Source organism: Burkholderia sp. AU6039 (genome assembly GCF_002223365.1).
GTDB lineage: Bacteria > Pseudomonadota > Gammaproteobacteria > Burkholderiales > Burkholderiaceae > Burkholderia.
Genome location: NZ_NKFK01000005.1, coordinates 2,280,708 through 2,298,582 on the forward strand (window position 1 = coordinate 2,280,708; position 17,875 = coordinate 2,298,582).

Genomic DNA, 17,875 nt, shown 5'->3' on the forward strand with positions numbered 1-17,875 from the left:
ATTCCGGCGTGACACGCGGCCTGCGTCGTCCCTACAATCGACGCAGCAGCCGCGCGCCCTCCGCGCCGCCGGCCCCGGAACGAACGGAATGACCATGAAGATGCGCGCTTCGCGAACCGTTGTCGCCTGCCTGTATGCGCTGGTTGCGCTCGTGTGCGCCACGCCGCCACCCGTTGCGCATGCCGCCAGCGACGACACGCTGCACGTCGCGTCGATGACGTCCGGCAATCCCGATGAGAGCAGCGCCGGGCGCGACACGCCGCCCGCACGCCAGCGACGGATGGATGCCGCCGCGACCACACCGCCCGAGCGCGCACGCCGGCAGGCGTCGCCCGCGGCGTCCGCCGATCCGCCTTCGTGCCATGCGCGGCCCGTGATGACGATGTGCCGCGGCTTGCACTCGAACGCCGCGAAGCAGCGCTGCATGCGCTGCCTCGACGAGTGACGACGCGCAGTGCGCCGCCTTATGCGGCGCGCTGCGCCTCCAGCCACGCCTGGAACATCAGCACCGTCCACAACTGGTGCTGCCAGTTCATCCGCCCGGTCACGTGCTGCCGCCAGAGGCGCTCGACCGCGGCCGCATCGAAGAAGCCTTCCTCGCGCAACCGCGACGGCCGCAGCAGCGCCTCGGCCCAATCCCGCAGCGAGCCGCGCAGCCAGTGATCGACGGGTGCGCAAAAGCCCTGCTTCGGCCGGTCGATCAGTGCGGACGGCACGTACCGATCGAGCAGCCGGCGCAGCAGCGCCTTCGACTGCCCTTCCGGCAAACGCAGCTCCGCCGGCACGCGCCACGCGAATTCGACGACGTGATGGTCGAGGAACGGCATGCGCGTTTCGAGGCTCACCGCCATCGCCGCGCGATCGACTTTCGCGAGGATGTCGGTCGGCAGGTACGTGAGCGTATCGATCGCCATCGCCTGCTCGGCGAAGCTCAGGTGCGCGGGCCACGCGGATACCGTGTCGAGCGGCGTCGCCGGCTCCTGCCCCGACAGCGCGAGGCGCTCCGGATGATGCACCGACGACATCAGCAGCCGGTACAGCCCGATGCGGCTCTCGGCCGTCATCACGTGGCCGAGCTTGTGCAGGCGATCGCCGATGCGCGCGGCCGATTCGCGTGCCTCCACGCCGCCCCACGCACCCTGCGCGACAGCCGCGAGCTGGTCCGCATGATCGGGCCGCAACGCATGCAGCGCGGCGGCGATCCGGGCGCGCACGGCACCGGGGACACGATGCAGCTTGCGCCACAGGCGCGGCGTCAGGAAGTAGCGCGTATAGCCGCCGAACAGCTCGTCGCCGCCGTCGCCGGACAGGCTCACCTTCACGTGCCGGCGCGTCAGCTCGGACACGAGAAAGGTCGGGATCTGCGACGCATCGGAGAACGGCTCGTCGTAGATCGACGGCAGCTTCGGCACGACGCCGAGCGCGTGGTCGGCCGTGACGTAGAGCTCGGTATGACGCGTGCCGAGATGACGCGCAACCGCCTTCGCATACCCGGCTTCGTCGTAGCCGGCTTCGTGGAAGCCGATCGTGAACGTATCGACCGGCGTCGACGATTGCGCCTGCATCAGCGCGACGATCGTCGACGAATCGATGCCGCCCGACAGGAAGGCGCCGAGCGGCACGTCGGCCTCCATCTGCCGCGCGACGGCCTGGCGCAAGACCGCGTCGAGCTGGCCGACGGCCTCGTCGGCGTTGCCCTCGAACGGCCGCGCGCGACCGTCCTCGATCGCCTGATCGAGCGTCCAGTACGCCCGCAGGCGCGGCGTGTCGCGCGCATGCTCGAACTGGATATACGTGCCGGGCGGCAACTTGCGGATGCCACGATAGATCGTGTGCGGTGCGGGCACGCTCGACTGGCGCAGGTACAGGCACAGTGCGTCGCGATCGATCGCGCCGTCGAAACCCGGATAGCCGCGCAGCGCCTTCAGCTCGGACGCGAACACGAGCGCGTCGCCGATCCGGCCGTAGTAGAGCGGCTTCTCGCCGATCCGGTCGCGCGCGAGCGTCAGCACCCGCGATTCGCGATTCCACAGCGCGATCGCGAACATGCCGGTCGCGCGCCGCAACGTCGCCTCGACACCCCACGCGACGATCGCCGCGATCAGCACCTCGCTGTCGGAGTGGCCACGCCACGCCGGTGCGCGACCCGTGCGCTCGAGCTCCGCGCGCAGTTCGCGATGGTTGTAGATTTCGCCATTGAAGACCATGACGTTGCGGCCGCACGTGGATGCCATCGGCTGTCGGCCGTGTACCGACAGGTCGACGATCGCGAGCCGCCGGTGGCCGAGCGCGATGCCGGCTTCCGGATCGACCCAGATCCCCTGTCCGTCCGGCCCGCGATGCGCGAGGCTTGCCGTCATGCGCGCGAGCGTGCCGCGCGCTGTCTCCTCATCGAAGGCGACGCTATTCAGAAAGCCGTCGATTCCGCACATTGATTTGTCCGCCCCTGTTGACCAGTTCCGTCACGCATGGCGCAACCTCGCGGCCTGCCGTCCGGCGTGACGGTCGAGCCATATTACGAAGAAATAATTCAGCAATAATTCACAGGTGAATGTCTCAATCACTCGAAAAAAATGCTGTCAAGCGTCGCGTGCGCATCGCGACGGCGCCGCGGTCGCAAACGGCCCGTCGGGCCGGCCACGGGCGGGCCGGCGACGGTCACCGGGTCACGCGGAGAAAACGGGGAACTGACAGCGTCAGGACGGCATCCGGCGCGCCGCCAGATACGCGAGCTGCGCGCGGTTCTGCACGTTGAAGAGTTTTTCGAGCGAGCGGATGTGGTGGCCGACCTTGTGCAGCGACGTGCGCAGCGCGCTCGCGATCTCCTGGTCGGACAGCCCGTGCACGAGCCGGTCGAGCACCTGCTGCTGCTCGTCGCCGAGCGCGAAGCCGCGCATCCGTGCGATGCGTGCCTCGAGGAACGGCAACGCGACACGATGCACCGCGAGGCTCACCGACAGCGCACCGCCGATCACGCGATCGTCGATCCATTCGGTGCCGTGCGTCTCCGACGTCACGTTCACCGCGACACGCAAATCAAGACGCGGCGCCGACAGGCCGAACAGCACGCCGCTGTTCATCGCATGCGCGCGCAGATGGCCGGCGAGCGCCAGCATCTTGCGGTCGCCGCTGCCCTGCGCGGCCGCCTCGATCTCGTCGAGCTGCCACGCGACCGGAAAGCCGCTCTGCCGCACCTGCGCGAACCGCGGGTCGCTCTCGTAGAGCATTCCTTCGATGAACGGCTGCATGAACGTGGCGGGCGCGAGGTCGCGCAACAGATGCGCGCACAGGATGCGCCGCCCGATCATTTCGAAAGCGCCATAACCGAGCGTACTGAAACCGATTTGCCGCAAGCGCGCATGGCATTGCGCGAAATCGACCGGAGCAAGGTCGGTTTTACCGGATTCAATTTGAGCACCGGTAAAAACGTCGTGCCCGATTGCCTGATATTGATTCGAATAAGCCGCAGTCGTTGCGATATCGGCCTGCGAAAACCACTCGACGCGTGGTGCGCCGTCAGCATATGTCATGAGGAGCCCGCCCTTTCCCAATATATGAAACTGCGCCCCGTCACGATCTGGTCTTTTCTTTATGGATTGTCTGGTCTTCGTTATAGGCGTGCGAATAGGAATCTTCCGCCGCCATTAGTATTACGGCATATTACGCATACACAGGCATTTTTTGTACAATGCCCCCGCGTTTCGTCAGGGATGACGATCGGCGCATATCACACGATGCTCGATCGCACCGCCACGAACGCCGTACACGATACGGCCGCCGCCAGGCGATGCGCGTCGATTCCGAGGGATGGCACATGTCCGATATTGCATTGCATGAAGAAGCGGTCGCCCCAACCTTTCCCCGCCCGACGCACGGGTTGAACGCGTGCCCGGACGTGCTGCGGGAGCGCCCCGTGCAGGTCGTCTGGTGCGACGACGTGAAGCGCGGCGAGCTCACGCAGCCGCACGCGCCGAAGCTCGGCGTCGCCGATACGCTCGCGCACGCGCAGAGCACGGCCGAGCGCAGCCGCATCGTCGCGAGCCTGCTGCACCTGACGGGCTTCTCGACGTTCGCGTACTTCGCGCTCGAATTCGCGCACGAGCGCGTCGAAAGTCTCTACCTGCACGAAGCCTTCACGCCGGCCACCTATCGCGGCGACTACGTGCGGCACAACCATCACGACATCGATCCGCGCACGCTCGGCGCGCGCGTGTGCAACATGCCGATCGTGTGGGACCTGCAGCAGTTGCGCCGCGAACACCGCGAGCGCGACGACGGCCCGCGCGCGACGCCGGCCGCGCTCGACGGCTTCCTGCAGACGATGCACGACGACGGAATGTGCAGCGGCATCATGTATTCGATGGCCGTGCCCGGCACGCGGCTGCATGCGTTCATGAGCTTCACCGCGCCGCGCCGCACGCGCGAATGGATCACGCCGGCGACGATCGAGCAGGCGCTGTCGATCGGGCTGTCGGTGCACAAGTTCGCGTCGCCGCAGCTGATCTCGACGTCGCGCGAACGCGCGGTGAACGGGCTCACGCCGTTCGAGCAGGAACTGCTGCTCGGCATCGCCGAAGGCGCCTCCGACAAGGAGATCGGCCGGCGCCTCGATACCAGCGCGCACAACGTCGACTATCACCTGCGCAAGCTGCGCAAGCGCTTCGGCGTCGCGAACCGGATCCAGCTCACGTACCTGACGTCGAAGCTCGAGCTGATCTGACGGTCGCGCGGCGTGCGTGGCATGTCGCAAGCGGACGCGTAAACGCACATGCCGGCCACGGAGGCCGGCATGTGCGGGTTGCGGCGCGGTGCCGGGTCCGGCGCCGCTTCCTGGAAGACGGCCTGCGTTACTTCAGCAGCGTCATCTGCACCACCTTGACGATCACGAGACCGACCGCGATCACGAGATAGCCGCGCAGCACGGCCATCCAGATTCGCGTCACGACCGTCATGTTCTGCGGCTCGAGCGTGTCGAGCGGCGGCATGCGCCACGTGTCGCGCAACGAGCGATCGACGGCCGGCTCGACCACGCGCTTGTTGCGGCGGATCAATACCGTGGCGATATAGCCCGTGATCGCGAGCACGGTGCCGCCGACCAGCACGTCGACGATCGCTTCGCCGCTGATATCCGGATACATCACCGATGCCGTGAGGATGATCGACAGCAGCACGAGCACCCAGATCACCGCGCCGGTGAACACATTGAGCTTCGTCGAGTTGACCCACGGGCCGAGCACCTGGCGGTCGTTGCACAGCACCAGCAGGAACACCGTCGCGCTCGGCAGCAGCACGCCCGCGAGCGTCTGCACGGCTTCGGTCAGCAGGCCGAGCGGGCTGCCCGGAATCAGCACGAGCGTGGCCGCGGCCGCGACGATGCCGAAATACACGAGATAGAAGCCCTTCGCATCGGACACGCCGCGGTGCAGCGAGTGGCGGATCTTGAACACGTCGCCGATCGCATAGGCCGTCGACAGCGATACGGCCGCCGCGCCGATGATGCACGCGTCGAGCAGCGCCACCGCGAACAGCGTCGCTCTCGTGCGGCCCGCATACTTCTCGAGGCCGGCGATGATGCCGCCCGCGTCGGTGAAGTTGCCGGCCTCCGGATGCCCGTTGAACAGCGCGGCGCTGAACCCGATCATCGCGACCGCGCCGATCAGCACGAATACGATACCGATCCACAGGTCGGCCTTCTCATACTTCATGAAGCGCGGCGTGATGCGCTTGTCGATCACGTAGCTCTGCTGGAAGAACAGCTGCCATGGTGCAACCGTCGTGCCGACGATGCCGATCACGAGCAGCATCACGTCCGACAGCTTCGCGTGCGCGGGCCAGTTCGGCACGAAGAAATCGCGCGACATCTGCGCGACGGGCGGATGGATCGACACGAGCACCGGCACGAGCAGCAGGCTCAGCACGCACAGCCCGATCGCGAACCGCTCGAAGCGCCTGAAGTCGCCTGTACTCACCGCGGCCATGGTCAACGCCGCGGCCACGCACACGCCGGCCACCTTCGGCAGCCCGAAGAAATCCAGCACGAACGTGATGCCGATGAACTCGGTGACGATGGTGAGCGCATTGAGCAGGAACAGGTCGATCACGCTGAACGCGCCCCAGAACTTGCCGAAGCGTTCGAAGATCAGGCGTGCGTGGCCGACACCCGTGACCGCGCCGAGGCGCAGCACCATTTCCTGGTTCACGTACAGCACGGGCACGAGCAGCAGCAGCGTCCACAGCAGCGTCGTGCCGTAGTTCTGACCGGCCTGCGTGTAGGTGCCGAATGCGCCGGCGTCGTTGTCACCGACCATCACGATGAGGCCCGGGCCGATGATCGCGAGCAACGTGCGCAGGCGCGCCCACCACGTGCCGCGCGAGCCGGTGTCGTGATGCGCGATCGTACCGAGCGCACCGCGGATGTCGCCCAGGTGGGCTTCGTCGAGCACGGCGCTGCGTTCGACGGCGATCGGTGGAGAAACGTTGGATGGCGTGGACATGATGTGTTCCGTACGGCTAATGGTTATTCGATGCGATGAGCGTGTGGTCTTGGAATGCGCACGTGGCGCCTGCCCTCGGGCAGTTGCACGTGCGCATGCCGAGACGCGCTCGGTGCGTCATTCAGCGGATCAACGCTTTCAGCTGGTTCAACAGGCGGGAGAACACCCGAGGACGGGCGTCGAGCATCAGCATCGCGTCGTAGTGGTTGCGCGATTCCGTGACGTGCGGGAGATTCGACAGCAGTAGGCCGAAGTTCATGATCTGGCTCCGTGCGGCGACGGCAGGCTGCCGGCCGCGTGTGGGGCGCGGGGCCAGTCCGGGGCCTGAACGACGTGTCAGGCTAGTCGGCCGGATTGTCCCTGCGACCCGGGTTCAAAAGGGTCTGTGCGTGTAACGGGCATAAGGGACAACTGTCACTGTCGTTCATGGCGGCTCCTGTGCGGTGTTCCGGAGAACACGGTTGACCGCCGCCAGACGGGCGGGCCGGGATTCGCGAGCCGACGAAAGGCGTGCGCGAACGCGGCCGCCTGCCAGGCGGCGGTGAAACCGGCGGGCGCATGCGAAAACGCATCACGCTAACCGGCGCGAATCAGGGTGCACGTAGGAATTTGCTGCGGAGTACTGCTGCGCGCACCGTTTGCCTGGGAGACAAACGGCGGCTTCGATGAGGCGCGGACGTCGGTCGCTCAGGCGGAAATTTCGTTCGAAGATCGACTACTGCAGGCGTCCAAGGCGGCGGCCCCAAGAGTGAAGATGCCGGATTCTATGGACCGCCCAAAAGTGAAGTCAACCCCTCCAAACCCCATTTCTCGAAATAAATTTCCCGCGTCACATCACTGAAAGAATTGCCCTTGAAAACACGTGGCGCAACCTTTCAGCGCATGCGGTGCAGCCGGGGATCGATGCGTATGAACAACGCGGCACCCCGTCCGGTCGCGCCCCTTCGTTGTCGATCCATTGCCCGTCCCGTGCCGGAACGGGCCGCCGAAGTGCCCGCGCAACGTGCGCCATTTTTATGCGTTTTTTACTTGCGCTGCAGCAAACGACGCGCATACAATCCGCCGCAATTCATCAAGGGAGTCCCTCCGTGGACACATGCTCTAGTTGCAGTTCGATGCCGGTCCAGGCCGGCCAAGCCATCGCGAGATAGCAGCCAGACGCATGTCTTTCGCCGCTAGCTCGCATTCGTCGGGTTAGCGCGCTTCCTTCCGGGCCGGTCATCGCCGGTTCGTCCGTTGCACGCTCCATTACGTTCCACCCTCCGATCGCAGGCCGCGTCATGCGCCCGCGCTCGACCACGTCGTCCGGCCCGCGCCGGACCGGACGGAGGCAGCGTCATGTTTCTTCAATCGTTCGCGGTCAGACTCAAGCGCATCGCGCATGTCGCATGCGACCGCTCATTCGTGTCCGGCCTCTCGCCACTCGCCCACGCGTTCAGCAACTGGCGCGGCACGGCGCTCGCCCACGTGCCGGCCGCGCCCCGCCCGCTCGACTGCCTGCTGTTCGCCGTGATGGCGACCGCGGTCGCGCTCGTCGCGCTGCTGTGCTCGGCCGCGTCGCGCCTCGGCTTCGCGCAGGTGGGGCGCATCGGCGGCTGGTTGCCGTAACACCCCTCCGTCGTGCGGCAGCGCCACGCGCCAGGTGCCGCCGCGCCCCCGTCTCGCCACGCTTCCCGCATCACGTTTTCGTTTCTTCAGCCTAACTAATCAAACCGTCAACGGAACCCACATGAAGAACTACCTCGAACCCGTCCCGCGCAAGCGCCGCGTCAATGCGCTCGCCACGCTGCTGCTGTCGCTCGCCGCTGCGCCCGCGTTCGCGCAAGCGTCGTCGCCGGCCGCGGCCGAACCGGCGGCCGGCGCCAGCGACGCCGCCGCGCCCGCACAACAGGCCGCCGATGCTGCCGCGCCCGCTCCCACCGGCTTCTGGGAACGCTCGAACCTGCTCGGCAACATGGGCGGCCTGCGCGACGTGCTCGGCGATCACGGCATCACGCTGAGCCTGCAGGAAACCAGCGAGTACCTGTACAACACGTCGGGCGGCACGCATCGCGGCGGCGCGTACCAGGGGCTCACGCAATTCGGTTTCAACGTCGACACGGGCAAGGCGGTCGGCCTGCCGGGCGGCACGTTCAACGTGTCGGCGCTGCAGATTCACGGCACCAACCTCACGCAGCGCTATCTGCAGACGCTGCAGACCGCGACCGGCATCGAGGCGAATTCGACCACGCGCCTGTGGGAGCTCTGGTACCAGCAGTCGCTGCTCGACGGCAAGGCCGACGTGAAGGTCGGCCAGCAGAGCGTCGACCAGGAATTCATGGTGAGCCAGAACGCGGCGACGTTCATGAACGCCACGTTCGGCTGGCCCGTGCTGCCGTCGACCGACCTGCCGGCCGGCGGCCCCGCGTATCCGCTGTCGTCGCTCGGCGTGCGGCTGCGTGTGAAGCCGTCCGATGCGTGGACCGCGATGGTCGGCGTATTCGACGGCAACCCGGCCGGCCGCAGCGACGGTGATGCGCAGGTGCTGAACGCGCACGGCACCAACTTCAACCTGCGCAGCGGCGCATTCGTGATCGGCGAAGTGCAGTACGCGCTGAACGCGCCGCCCGCCGATCCGAAGGCGCCGCAACCGGCCGGCCTGCCGGGCACGTACAAGCTCGGCTTCTGGTATCAGTCGCAGCATGCGAACGACCCGCGCTACGGCACCGATGGCCTGTCGCTCGCGGACCCGGCGAGCAACGGCATCGCCGCCACCCATCGCGGCAACTACGGGTTCTATGCGGTCGCGGACCAGATGGTGTGGCGGCCGTCGGCCGACAGCCCGCGCTCGGTCGGCGTGTTCGCACGCGTGATGGGCGCACCGGGCGATCGCAATATCGTCGATTTCGCGGCCAACGCAGGCGTGACGCTGAAGGCGCCGTTCAAGGGACGCGACAACGACGTCGCGGGCATCGCGGTCGGCTACGCGAAGATCGGCTCGCATGCGCGCGGCCTCGACGGCGACACGGGCGTCTACACGACGCCCGGCTATCCGGTGCGCCGCGCGGAGACGGTCGTCGAAGCGACGTACCAGTACCAGGTCGCGCCGTGGTGGCAACTGCAGGCCGACCTGCAGCACTTCTTCCGTCCGGGCGGCGGCATCCCGAACCCGAACGCGGCCGGTGCGCGCATCGGCGACGAAACGGTGGTCGGCGTACGCACGACGATCACGTTCTAAAGCAGGCCTGAAGCAAACACGGGCCGGACGGCCGCTTGCGCGACAATCCGGCCCATGCGTTTTCTTACGGTGCCAGCGCGCGGCGTGCGCCGCGCGTCATTCGCCGTACAGCCCGAGCAGTTTCAGCGTGACGCCGTTGGTCCAGCCGAAACCGTCCTGCAGCGGATATTCACCGCCCCCGCCGCCGCCCGTGCCGGCGCCTTCGACCACGTACTTCTCGACGAGCTTGCCTTCGGTCGCATACACATGCTTCACGTCGGACAGAAAGCGCGTGCCGATGTCCTTCGCAAGCGCCGGTTCGCCATAGCGTCGCAACCCGTCGATCGCGATCCACTGCAACGGCGCCCAGCCGTTCGGCGCATCCCACTGCTGCCCGGTGTTCACGGTGGTCGTCGCGAGGCCGCCCGGCTGCAGCAGCGTCTTGCGCACCTCGCGGGCGGTCGCCTTCGCGCGCTCGGGCCACGCCACGCCCGCGAACAACGGATACAGCGCAGCGGCCGTCACCGCGTCGCGCGGCTGGCGCTGCTGCCAGTCGTAGTCACCGTAGTAGCCTTTGCGGTTCCACAGATAGCGGTTGATCGCGGCCGCGCGCCGCGCCGCGCGCGCGGAAAAATCAGTCACGCACGCCACGTCGCGCGTGACCGCGCAGCCCTTCACGATCGTCGTCTCGAGATGGAACATCAGGCTGTTCAGGTCGACCGGCACGATCGACGTCGTGCGGATCGTCGCGAGCGTCTTGCCGTCGCCGAACCAGCGCGAGCTGTAGTCCCAGCCGCTTTCGGCGCCCGCGCGCAGGTCGCGATAGACCTCGTTCGCCGGACGCGCCGGCACCGACTTCGCGGTCGTCACGTCCTCGAGATACGACTCGTCGCGCGGCGTATCGCTCGCGTCCCAGTAGCGGTTCAGCACCGCGCCGTCGGGCATCGCGACCACATGGCGCGTGGCCTGCCCGCGTGGCGTCGTGGCTTCGCCCTGCATCCAGTACGCATGTTCCTTGCGCAGTGCCGGCAGGTATTTCTGATAGACCTTGTCGCCTTCGGCCTGCGCGGCGAGCGTGACCATGTACGCGAAGAACGGCGGCTGCGAGCGGCTCGCGTAGTACGTGCGATTGCCGTTCGGGATGTGCCCGATCGTGTCGATCAGATGGGCGAAGTTGTCGAGCATGTTGTCGACGAGATCCTCGCGGCCCGACACCTGCAGCCCGAGCATCGTGAAATAGGTGTCCCAGTAGTAGCCTTCGCGGAAGCGGCCGCCGGGCACGACATACGGCTTCGGCAGCGGGATCAGCGAGCTGTACGGCGGCACCGTCGTGCTCGTGCGCGTGAGCTGCGGCCACAGCCAGTCGATGTGCTGGCGCAGCGTCTGGTTCGGCGGCGGCGTCACGCCGCCTTCCGGCGGCGGCGTGAAATGCTGGGCAACGAACGCCTTCAGCGAGAAGCCCGGCTGCGATTTCTGTTGCTGATACAACTGCACGATCGTCGCCGGATCGCCATCGGGCGTCGCGTCGACGAAGGTCTTCTGGTCGGGATAGAGCTGCGCGGTCTGCACCGCGACGAACAGGTCGCCGTAGAGCTGGCTCGGCGGCGGCAGCAGCGTGCCTGAGGCGGGGGTGGCAATCGAGGCCGTAGCCGGCGGTGCCGACTGGGCAGCCGCCTGCGCGGCGGCCTGGTTCGCGTTGTCGGCCTGCGCGGCGCAGCCGGCGACGGCGAGATACGCGACGGCCAGCGCGGCAGCCCAGCGAAGACGCGGCGCGGGTGGCGCGAGAGGTGGTGAGAGACGGGCTGAGAAGCGGCTTGAGAAGCGGCTTGAAAAGCGCGATGCGATCGATGCGGCACGACGTGACGTCATGACGTGTCCCCTCCTTTCGATGGTGAGTGGGTCGGCACGAGGTCTCGTTCGCGCGCGCGCTCGTCTCGATGGCCCTCGATCGATGCGCGTCGTTTTGTGGTGCGAGTGGGTCCGACTTTCGCACGAAACGTGCACATCAAGCAAGTTTCGATTCGTGCAACTCGCGCAGATACAGATAACCGGACATGGCCCGCCACGCACGCGCGTCGAACGCATCCGCACCGGTCTCGCCGCGCGCGCCCGCTGCATCGACGCGCCCTTTCACGATCGCGAGCGAATCGTGCGCGACGAAGGCGGGCGCGGCGCATCGCGCAGCCCGAGCGCGCGCAGCAGCGTCCTGCGGTCGTTCTTTCCACGCCGCCGCCAACCAGGACGACTGTTGCAACATGCGGAACAACTGTTGTCGTACGTGACTCAACGGTCACATTGTGGGCATAATGGCGTCTTTACCGCGCGCCCAGCCCATGTCGCCCGTCTTTCTAGCACCGCTCATCGTTGCCTGTGCGTTGTTCATGGAAAGCGTCGACGCGAACATCATCGTCACCGCCCTCCCCGCGATGGCGAGGGACTTCGGGCACAGCCCCGTCACGTTGAACATTGCGATCACGGCCTACGTGGTCGGGCTCGGCGTGTTCATTCCGATCTGCGGCTGGCTGGCCGACCGCTTCAGCGCACGTTCCGTATTCCGCACCGCGATCGGCATCTTCGTCGTCGGCTCGCTGATGTGCGCGGCCTCCAATTCCCTCGGCGTGCTCACGTTCGCGCGCTTCATCCAGGGCGTGGGCGGCGCGATGATGGTGCCCGTCGGCCGCATCATCATCTTCCGCGCCGTGCCGCGCTCGGATCTCGTGCGCGCGATGAACTACCTCGCGATTCCCGCGCTGTTCGGGCCCACGGTCGGGCCGCTCGTCGGCGGCTTCATCACGACCTACCTGCACTGGCGGATGATCTTCTTCATCAACGTGCCGATCGGCATCTACGGAATCTACCTCGCCAGCAAGCACATCGCGAACACACGCGAGCCCGATCCGGGCCCGCTCGACTGGTTCGGCTTCCTGCTGTCGGCCAGCGGCGCCGCGCTGCTGCTGATGGGCCTCACGCTGATCGACGGCTCGCTCACGTCACGCTCGAACGCGCTCGTCATGTGCGTGGCCGGCACCGCCCTGCTCGCGCTGTACGTACCGTACGCGCGCCGCAAGGAGCGCCCGGTGCTCGACCTCAGCTTCCTCAAGATCCCCACGTATCATGCGAGCGTCGTCGGCGGGTCGCTGTTCCGTATCGGCCTCGGCGCGGTGCCGTTCCTGCTGCCGCTCGCGCTGCAGGAAGGGCTCGGCATGAGCGCGTTCCATTCGGGGCTCATCACGTGCGCGTCCGCGTTCGGCGGCGCGATGAGCCGCTCGACGGCCACCCATACGCTGCGCCGCTTCGGCTTCCGCACGGTGCTGATCTACAACGCGGCCTTCGCGGGGCTCGCGATCGCCGCGTACGGCGTGTTCCATCCCGGCATGCCGACCTGGGCGATCTGGCTGATCGTGCTCGTCGGCGGCATCTTCCCGGCGCTGCAGTTCACGAGCCTGAACTCGATGATCTACGCGGACATCTCGCCGCGCGACGCGGGCCGCGCGACGAGCCTCGGCAGCGTCGTGCAGCAGATGTCGCTCGGCCTGGGCGTGACGGTCGCCGGCCTCGTGCTGCACATTTCGCACTGGCTGCAGGGCCATCAGAAGATGATGTGGTCGGATTTCTGGCCCGCGTTTCTGGTGGTCGGGCTGTGCTCGTTCGCGTCGATTCCGATCACGCGGCGGCTGCCGCCCGGCGCCGGCGACGAAGTCGCGCGCGGCAAGCGGCAATAGCGATCAGGCAGACGGGCGGGAAATCACGAAAGGGGCCAAACGGGCAAAAGGAAAAACCACCCGCGAGGCAAAACCGGAAAATACAAAAAAATCAGCGGACATCCACACGGGGCCGGTGCACAGCCGCATGGATGTCCGCTCAGGGCTCCGGGTCTCCCGATGGGGGTTGAGAATCCCGGATTCACTTCCTGCGTGCCATGGACATATGTGCGTCGGAAGCAAAATCGTTGCGCGTGTTTATCGTTGCGCCATGAACTGCACTATAGGGAAACTTGCGCAACGCATCTGTCAAGCATTGTCAGACGCGGCGCATCGGCACGTCGCACGCGCGCGCCGCTTTCGCGCTAAAGTGGTTCCCGACCATCACTCCCGGCCGCCCTTCCGATGCTTACGCTCTCGACCGCCGCCGCCCGCGCGCTGCATCTCGCCGCGCAAGGCCTGCTGACGCCGCCCCGCCGCAAGGCAACCAAATCCGACGTGCTCGACACGATCCGCCGGATGGCGCAGCTGCAGATCGACACCATTCACGTCGTCGCGCGCAGCCCGTATCTCGTGCTGTTCAGCCGTCTCGGCGATTTCTCGCCGCAGTGGCTCGACGAACATCTCGCCGAGGCGCGCCTGTTCGAATACTGGTCGCACGAAGCGTGCTTCCTGCCGGTCGAGCAGTTCGGCCTGATGCGCTACAAGATGCTCGATCCGTCGGGAATGGGCTGGAAATACGCGGCCGAGTGGCATGAGCAGAATCGTCCCGACATCGAGCGGCTGCTCGCGCGGATTCGCGCCGAGGGCCCGGTACGGTCGGCCGATTTCGCCCGCGAGGATGGTGTGAAAGGCAACGGCTGGTGGGATCGCAAGCCCGAGAAGCGGCACCTGGAAGTGCTGTTCACGACGGGCGACCTGATGGTGTCGGAACGCCGCAATTTCCAGCGCGTGTACGACGTGCGCGAGCGCGTGCTGCCCGACTGGGACGACACGCGCGACCTGCCGCCGCGCCACGCCGTGCTGCCCGCGCTGCTCGACTACACGTGCCGGGCGCTCGGCGTCGTGCGCGCGGACTGGGTGGCCGACTACTATCGGTTGCCGCGCCGCTCCTACCGCGCGGAGCTCGAGCAGCTCGCGGACGCGGGCGACCTGATCCCGGTGGCGATCGAAGACTGGAAGGAGCCGGCCTACGTGCATCGCTCGCTCGAAGCGTTGCTGCCGGCCGCGGAGGCCGACACGCTGCGCTCGACGGTCACGACGCTGCTGTCGCCATTCGATCCGGTGGTATGGGACCGGCGGCGAGCGTCGACGCTGTTCGGATTCGACTACACGATCGAATGCTATACGCCCGGGCACAAGCGGCGTTACGGCTATTTCTGCCTGCCGGTGCTGCATCGCGGGCGGCTGGTCGGGCGCATCGACGCAAAGGCGCATCGCACGCTCGGCACGTTCGAACTGAAGGCAGTGCATGTCGAGCCTGGCGTGCGGTTCGGCACGGGGCTCGCAGCCGATGTCGCGAAGGCGGTGAAGAAGCTCGCGGCGTGGCACGGCACGCCGGAAGTCACGGTCGGGCAGCAGGCCCCGCCGGAGCTGGTGAAGGCGCTGGCCGGCGCGTAGCCGTCCACGCAGCCGGCTGGCACGGCGGCGGCGCGGATGTCTACGCGCCGGCCGTCAATCAGTCGCGCAACTTGCGGAAACGCGGCGTGCCGTCTTCGAGGTTCCCGTTGAACATCGCTTCCGGCCGGACCCACAGCCCGCGTGCATGCGGCCACAGGTGTTCGTACACGACCACCGATTCCTCGGTTTCGGAATGGCGGGCAACGCCGATGTAGCGGTACAGCCCGCCCTTGTAATGGCGATGCGTCGCGAGCTGTTCGGCTTCCTGTTCGGTCATGATGGGCTTCTCTTCGGCAAAAACGGAAAGCGCGTATTGTATGCGCTGCGCCGCACGTCAGCGTTTCGCGTAGATGTCCGGGCGGCGGATCTCCATCATCCGTTCGGGATTCGCGCACGGCTCGAAGCCGACCGGCCGGTACAACTCGTGCGCATCGGACGTCACGAGCATGATGCGACGCAGGCCCTGCACCATCTCCTGTGCAAACACGTGGTCGATCAGCGCGCGGCCGTAGCCGTTGCCGCGCTCGGCCGGCAGCACGAACACGTCGCACAGGTAAGCGAACGTCGCGTGATCGGTCACGAGCCGCGCGAACCCGACGAGCCGGTCACCCACGTAGGCGCCGAAACACAGCGAGCCGTCGATCGCCCGCTCGACCACGTCGCGCGGAATGCCCTGCGACCAGTACGCGTCGCGATGCAGGAAGTCGAAGATCGCGTCGACGTCGAGTTCGCGCTTGTCGGTGGAAAATCTCAGCGTGGCGGGGGTGGCAGTGGGCACGTCGGTCTCCGGTTGGGGTGGCGGAAGGCGAGACGCTGACGATACCGCGCGGCGCGGCGGGCTACAAGCGGCGACACTTGTCGCCACGGCCAGACGACACGCATGTTCATTCCGGGGCGATTCTGGTGTGTAACGAGGCTGGGGCCGTCGACTTGTACAGCAAACCGTACACACTTATCGACTGTGCTAAACTTGTACCGTTATATGTACAAGTGAGGCAATCATGCGCACGATTCATTTTTCGGATGCCCGTGGCAATCTGAAGACTGTTATCGACCAGGTCGTCGACGATGCGGACGTGACGCTCATCACGCGCCGCGATGCACCGAACGCCGTCATCATGTCGCAGGACTACTACGACAGCCTGATGGAGACGGTGCACTTGCTGCGCTCGCCGGCCAACGTCGCCCATCTCGAGCGTTCGATCGCACAACTACGCAAGGGCAAGGCAAAGGAACACAAGCTCGCGGCGGATGACGAATGAGTGTACGCCGCGTGCTCTTTACTTCCGACGCGCGGGACGACTATGTCTACTGGCAGGGGCAGGATCGCAAGACGCTCAAGCGCATCAACCAGCTCATTCGCGAAGCCCAGCGAACGCCGTTCGAAGGCATCGGCAAACCCGAACCGTTAAAGGCCAATCTCTCCGGCTTCTGGTCGCGCCGTATCGACGACACGAACCGTCTGGTCTACGAGGCCGACGACTTGCAGATCAGCATCGTGTCCTGCCGCTACCACTACGAATAGCATCGCCCCGCGGCTCATGGCGCCCGCAACGCGCGATCTGCCTTGCAACGCTTCAACGGCAGCGGCCGCGCCGCGACTATCCGCGTCACCTCGCGCGTGCGCGGGTCAATTTCGAGGTCGAGGCATGCGCAACCGTAGCCATGCCCGCCGGCGTTGGTGACGACCCAGCCCTTCGTCGACATGTCGGGCATCTTGTCGAGGCCCGGTACCGGCTCGTTGCCCATCGTCAACAGTGTCCAGGTGCCGTCCTTGTCGTTCAGCCACCAGTTGGCCGGCGACGGATTCTCAAGCCATCCGCAGCGCTTTTCCGGTGCGGCAGATACCTGCGTCGCGGCTGCCAACGTAAAGGCTGCACCCAGCATCCACATTGCAAGACGTGCACGAGTGATTGTCATGTGATCGATCCGGAAACGAATGTGCATCGGGAAACCGCCATTGCGGGTGCCGGACAGCATACCGGGCTTTCTCTCGCATGTCGCTCGTCCGCACCAGCCGTCCGGTCGCCTCGATCGTCGCGAGCGGCGACTACGAGATCGGCTTTCAGCAGATTCGGTGACAATGTCGCCTGCCCCATCAACTCACCACGCCGCTTCATGCCCTACCGCCTCATCGCATTCGACTTCGACGGCACGCTCGCCGATTCGCTCGACAGCTTTCTCGCGGCGCTGTCGGAAGCGTCGCGCATGCACGACTTTCGCGACGCCACGCCCGAGCTGCGCCCGGCGCTCCGCGGCATGTCGGCGCGCGACATCATTCGCGCGCTCGACGTGCCGATGTGGAAAGTGCCGCGCGTGACGATCGACATGCGCCGCCTGATGCAGCCGCGCGTCGCGCAAGTGGCGCTGTTCCCCGGCGTCGACGAAACGTTCGACGCGCTCGCCGCGCGCGGCATCCGCATCGCGATCGCCACGTCCAATACCGAGGCGATCGTGCGTGACCGGCTCGGCCCGCACGCCAGCAGCCGTGTCGAGCATTTCGCGTGCGGCATTCCGCTGTTCGGCAAGGCGCGTCGCCTGCGCGCACTCGTTCATGAGGCCGGCGTGCGCAGCGACGAAGTGCTGTACGTCGGCGATGAAATCCGCGACGCCGACGCGGCACGTCGCGCGCGCATTGCATTCCAGGGCGTCGCGTGGGGCTACACCGCGCCGGACGCGTTGCAGGCGCATTGCGCGACACCGTTGCTGCCGCGTCTCGACGCATTGCTCGATCGCGTGTGACGCATGCGCGCGCTGCGCGCATCCGGTTCGCCTCATCGCGCGATGCACACGTCATCGCACGACACAGCCGCACGACGATGAAACGCAGATGACATCAACGTGCATCTCGCACGCCACAGGCG

At 66.6% G+C, this 17,875-nt stretch carries 17 protein-coding genes and 1 pseudogene; 9 read left to right on the forward strand and 9 right to left on the reverse strand.

The genetic code is table 11. The features are described 5' to 3' along the window. Positions 1–253 precede the first annotated feature (253 nt). Positions 254–445: pseudogene (locus tag CFB39_RS27960) on the forward strand (lytic transglycosylase); the annotation flags it as partial. Between the two features lie 19 nt (positions 446–464). Here the strand turns inward: CFB39_RS27960 and asnB are convergent. Further along, complete coding sequence (gene asnB, locus CFB39_RS27965) at positions 465–2,432, reverse strand: asparagine synthase (glutamine-hydrolyzing) (protein WP_089475260.1); 1,968 nt, start codon at positions 2,430–2,432, stop codon at positions 465–467. Positions 2,433–2,696: 264 nt separating this feature from the next. Beyond that, positions 2,697–3,530 carry an autoinducer binding domain-containing protein gene (locus CFB39_RS27970; protein ID WP_089475261.1) on the reverse strand — a complete coding sequence of 278 codons (834 nt, stop codon included), beginning with the start codon at positions 3,528–3,530 and terminating at the stop codon, positions 2,697–2,699. A gap of 284 nt (positions 3,531–3,814) precedes the next feature. Here CFB39_RS27970 and CFB39_RS27975 point away from each other — a divergent pair, with 284 nt between their 5' ends. Next, the gene (locus tag CFB39_RS27975) at positions 3,815–4,720 is read left to right on the forward strand and encodes a LuxR family transcriptional regulator (protein WP_089475696.1); all 906 of its coding nucleotides are present in this window, start codon (positions 3,815–3,817) and stop codon (positions 4,718–4,720) included. A 127-nt stretch (positions 4,721–4,847) separates the two neighbouring features. Here CFB39_RS27975 and CFB39_RS27980 read toward each other — a convergent pair whose 3' ends face one another. Both CFB39_RS27980 and CFB39_RS40360 read right to left on the reverse strand, forming a co-directional pair. Beyond that, positions 4,848–6,494: an Nramp family divalent metal transporter gene (locus CFB39_RS27980; RefSeq protein WP_089475262.1), complete on the reverse strand. Its 1,647-nt coding sequence runs from the start codon at positions 6,492–6,494 to the stop codon at positions 4,848–4,850. Between the two features lie 121 nt (positions 6,495–6,615). Then, complete coding sequence (locus CFB39_RS40360; RefSeq protein ID WP_175019155.1) at positions 6,616–6,753, reverse strand: hypothetical protein; 138 nt, start codon at positions 6,751–6,753, stop codon at positions 6,616–6,618. A gap of 1,079 nt (positions 6,754–7,832) precedes the next feature. Between CFB39_RS40360 and CFB39_RS27985 the strand changes: the two genes are divergently transcribed. Together CFB39_RS27985 and CFB39_RS27990 are read left to right on the forward strand one after the other, a co-directional pair. Continuing rightward, on the forward strand, positions 7,833–8,102 hold the full coding sequence (locus tag CFB39_RS27985; RefSeq protein WP_089475263.1) for a hypothetical protein: 270 nt from the start codon (positions 7,833–7,835) through the stop codon (positions 8,100–8,102). Between the two features lie 121 nt (positions 8,103–8,223). Further along, positions 8,224–9,711, forward strand: a complete 1,488-nt coding sequence (locus CFB39_RS27990; protein WP_089475264.1) for a carbohydrate porin — start codon at positions 8,224–8,226, stop codon at positions 9,709–9,711. Positions 9,712–9,807: 96 nt separating this feature from the next. Here CFB39_RS27990 and treA read toward each other — a convergent pair whose 3' ends face one another. Continuing rightward, complete coding sequence (treA, locus tag CFB39_RS27995; RefSeq protein WP_089475265.1) at positions 9,808–11,559, reverse strand: alpha,alpha-trehalase TreA; 1,752 nt, start codon at positions 11,557–11,559, stop codon at positions 9,808–9,810. 136 nt (positions 11,560–11,695) lie between these two features. Further along, positions 11,696–11,956: a hypothetical protein gene (locus CFB39_RS28000; RefSeq protein ID WP_241026077.1), complete on the reverse strand. Its 261-nt coding sequence runs from the start codon at positions 11,954–11,956 to the stop codon at positions 11,696–11,698. Positions 11,957–12,023: 67 nt separating this feature from the next. Here CFB39_RS28000 and CFB39_RS28005 point away from each other — a divergent pair, with 67 nt between their 5' ends. After that, complete coding sequence (locus CFB39_RS28005; RefSeq protein WP_089475266.1) at positions 12,024–13,412, forward strand: MFS transporter; 1,389 nt, start codon at positions 12,024–12,026, stop codon at positions 13,410–13,412. 384 nt (positions 13,413–13,796) lie between these two features. Next, on the forward strand, positions 13,797–15,011 hold the full coding sequence (locus CFB39_RS28010; protein WP_089475267.1) for a winged helix-turn-helix domain-containing protein: 1,215 nt from the start codon (positions 13,797–13,799) through the stop codon (positions 15,009–15,011). Between the two features lie 58 nt (positions 15,012–15,069). On the opposite strand, the gene CFB39_RS40940 is transcribed toward CFB39_RS28010, so the two are convergent. After that, on the reverse strand, positions 15,070–15,288 hold the full coding sequence (locus tag CFB39_RS40940; RefSeq protein ID WP_006480837.1) for a DUF1653 domain-containing protein: 219 nt from the start codon (positions 15,286–15,288) through the stop codon (positions 15,070–15,072). 57 nt (positions 15,289–15,345) lie between these two features. After that, positions 15,346–15,789, reverse strand: a complete 444-nt coding sequence (locus tag CFB39_RS40945; RefSeq protein ID WP_256991467.1) for a GNAT family N-acetyltransferase — start codon at positions 15,787–15,789, stop codon at positions 15,346–15,348. 223 nt (positions 15,790–16,012) lie between these two features. Here CFB39_RS40945 and CFB39_RS28020 point away from each other — a divergent pair, with 223 nt between their 5' ends. Next, the gene (locus CFB39_RS28020; protein WP_060968669.1) at positions 16,013–16,273 is read left to right on the forward strand and encodes a type II toxin-antitoxin system Phd/YefM family antitoxin; all 261 of its coding nucleotides are present in this window, start codon (positions 16,013–16,015) and stop codon (positions 16,271–16,273) included. Next, on the forward strand, positions 16,270–16,536 hold the full coding sequence (locus CFB39_RS28025; RefSeq protein WP_089475268.1) for a Txe/YoeB family addiction module toxin: 267 nt from the start codon (positions 16,270–16,272) through the stop codon (positions 16,534–16,536). Before CFB39_RS28020 ends, CFB39_RS28025 begins: the two co-directional genes overlap by 4 nt. A 14-nt stretch (positions 16,537–16,550) precedes the next feature. On the opposite strand, the gene CFB39_RS28030 is transcribed toward CFB39_RS28025, so the two are convergent. Further along, positions 16,551–16,991, reverse strand: coding sequence for a DUF4087 domain-containing protein (locus tag CFB39_RS28030; protein WP_089475269.1), 441 nt, complete (start codon positions 16,989–16,991; stop codon positions 16,551–16,553). Positions 16,992–17,129: 138 nt separating this feature from the next. Between CFB39_RS28030 and CFB39_RS28035 the strand changes: the two genes are divergently transcribed. Next, positions 17,130–17,753, forward strand: coding sequence for an HAD hydrolase-like protein (locus CFB39_RS28035; RefSeq protein ID WP_089475270.1), 624 nt, complete (start codon positions 17,130–17,132; stop codon positions 17,751–17,753). The last annotated feature ends 122 nt before the right edge of the window (positions 17,754–17,875 follow it).

Coding starts and splice junctions, on each gene's coding strand:
- CFB39_RS40360 (WP_175019155.1), bottom strand. CDS start 6,753: ATGAACTTCGGCCTACTGCTGTCGAATCTCCCGCACGTCACGGAATCG.
- CFB39_RS28035 (WP_089475270.1), top strand. CDS start 17,130: ATGCCCTACCGCCTCATCGCATTCGACTTCGACGGCACGCTCGCCGAT.
- CFB39_RS28005 (WP_089475266.1), top strand. CDS start 12,024: ATGTCGCCCGTCTTTCTAGCACCGCTCATCGTTGCCTGTGCGTTGTTC.
- asnB (WP_089475260.1), bottom strand. CDS start 2,432: ATGTGCGGAATCGACGGCTTTCTGAATAGCGTCGCCTTCGATGAGGAG.
- CFB39_RS28020 (WP_060968669.1), top strand. CDS start 16,013: ATGCGCACGATTCATTTTTCGGATGCCCGTGGCAATCTGAAGACTGTT.
- CFB39_RS28030 (WP_089475269.1), bottom strand. CDS start 16,991: ATGCTGTCCGGCACCCGCAATGGCGGTTTCCCGATGCACATTCGTTTC.
- CFB39_RS27985 (WP_089475263.1), top strand. CDS start 7,833: ATGTTTCTTCAATCGTTCGCGGTCAGACTCAAGCGCATCGCGCATGTC.
- treA (WP_089475265.1), bottom strand. CDS start 11,559: ATGACGTCACGTCGTGCCGCATCGATCGCATCGCGCTTTTCAAGCCGC.
- CFB39_RS27975 (WP_089475696.1), top strand. CDS start 3,815: ATGTCCGATATTGCATTGCATGAAGAAGCGGTCGCCCCAACCTTTCCC.
- CFB39_RS27970 (WP_089475261.1), bottom strand. CDS start 3,530: ATGACATATGCTGACGGCGCACCACGCGTCGAGTGGTTTTCGCAGGCC.
- CFB39_RS28010 (WP_089475267.1), top strand. CDS start 13,797: ATGCTTACGCTCTCGACCGCCGCCGCCCGCGCGCTGCATCTCGCCGCG.
- CFB39_RS27990 (WP_089475264.1), top strand. CDS start 8,224: ATGAAGAACTACCTCGAACCCGTCCCGCGCAAGCGCCGCGTCAATGCG.
- CFB39_RS27980 (WP_089475262.1), bottom strand. CDS start 6,494: ATGTCCACGCCATCCAACGTTTCTCCACCGATCGCCGTCGAACGCAGC.
- CFB39_RS40940 (WP_006480837.1), bottom strand. CDS start 15,288: ATGACCGAACAGGAAGCCGAACAGCTCGCGACGCATCGCCATTACAAG.
- CFB39_RS28025 (WP_089475268.1), top strand. CDS start 16,270: ATGAGTGTACGCCGCGTGCTCTTTACTTCCGACGCGCGGGACGACTAT.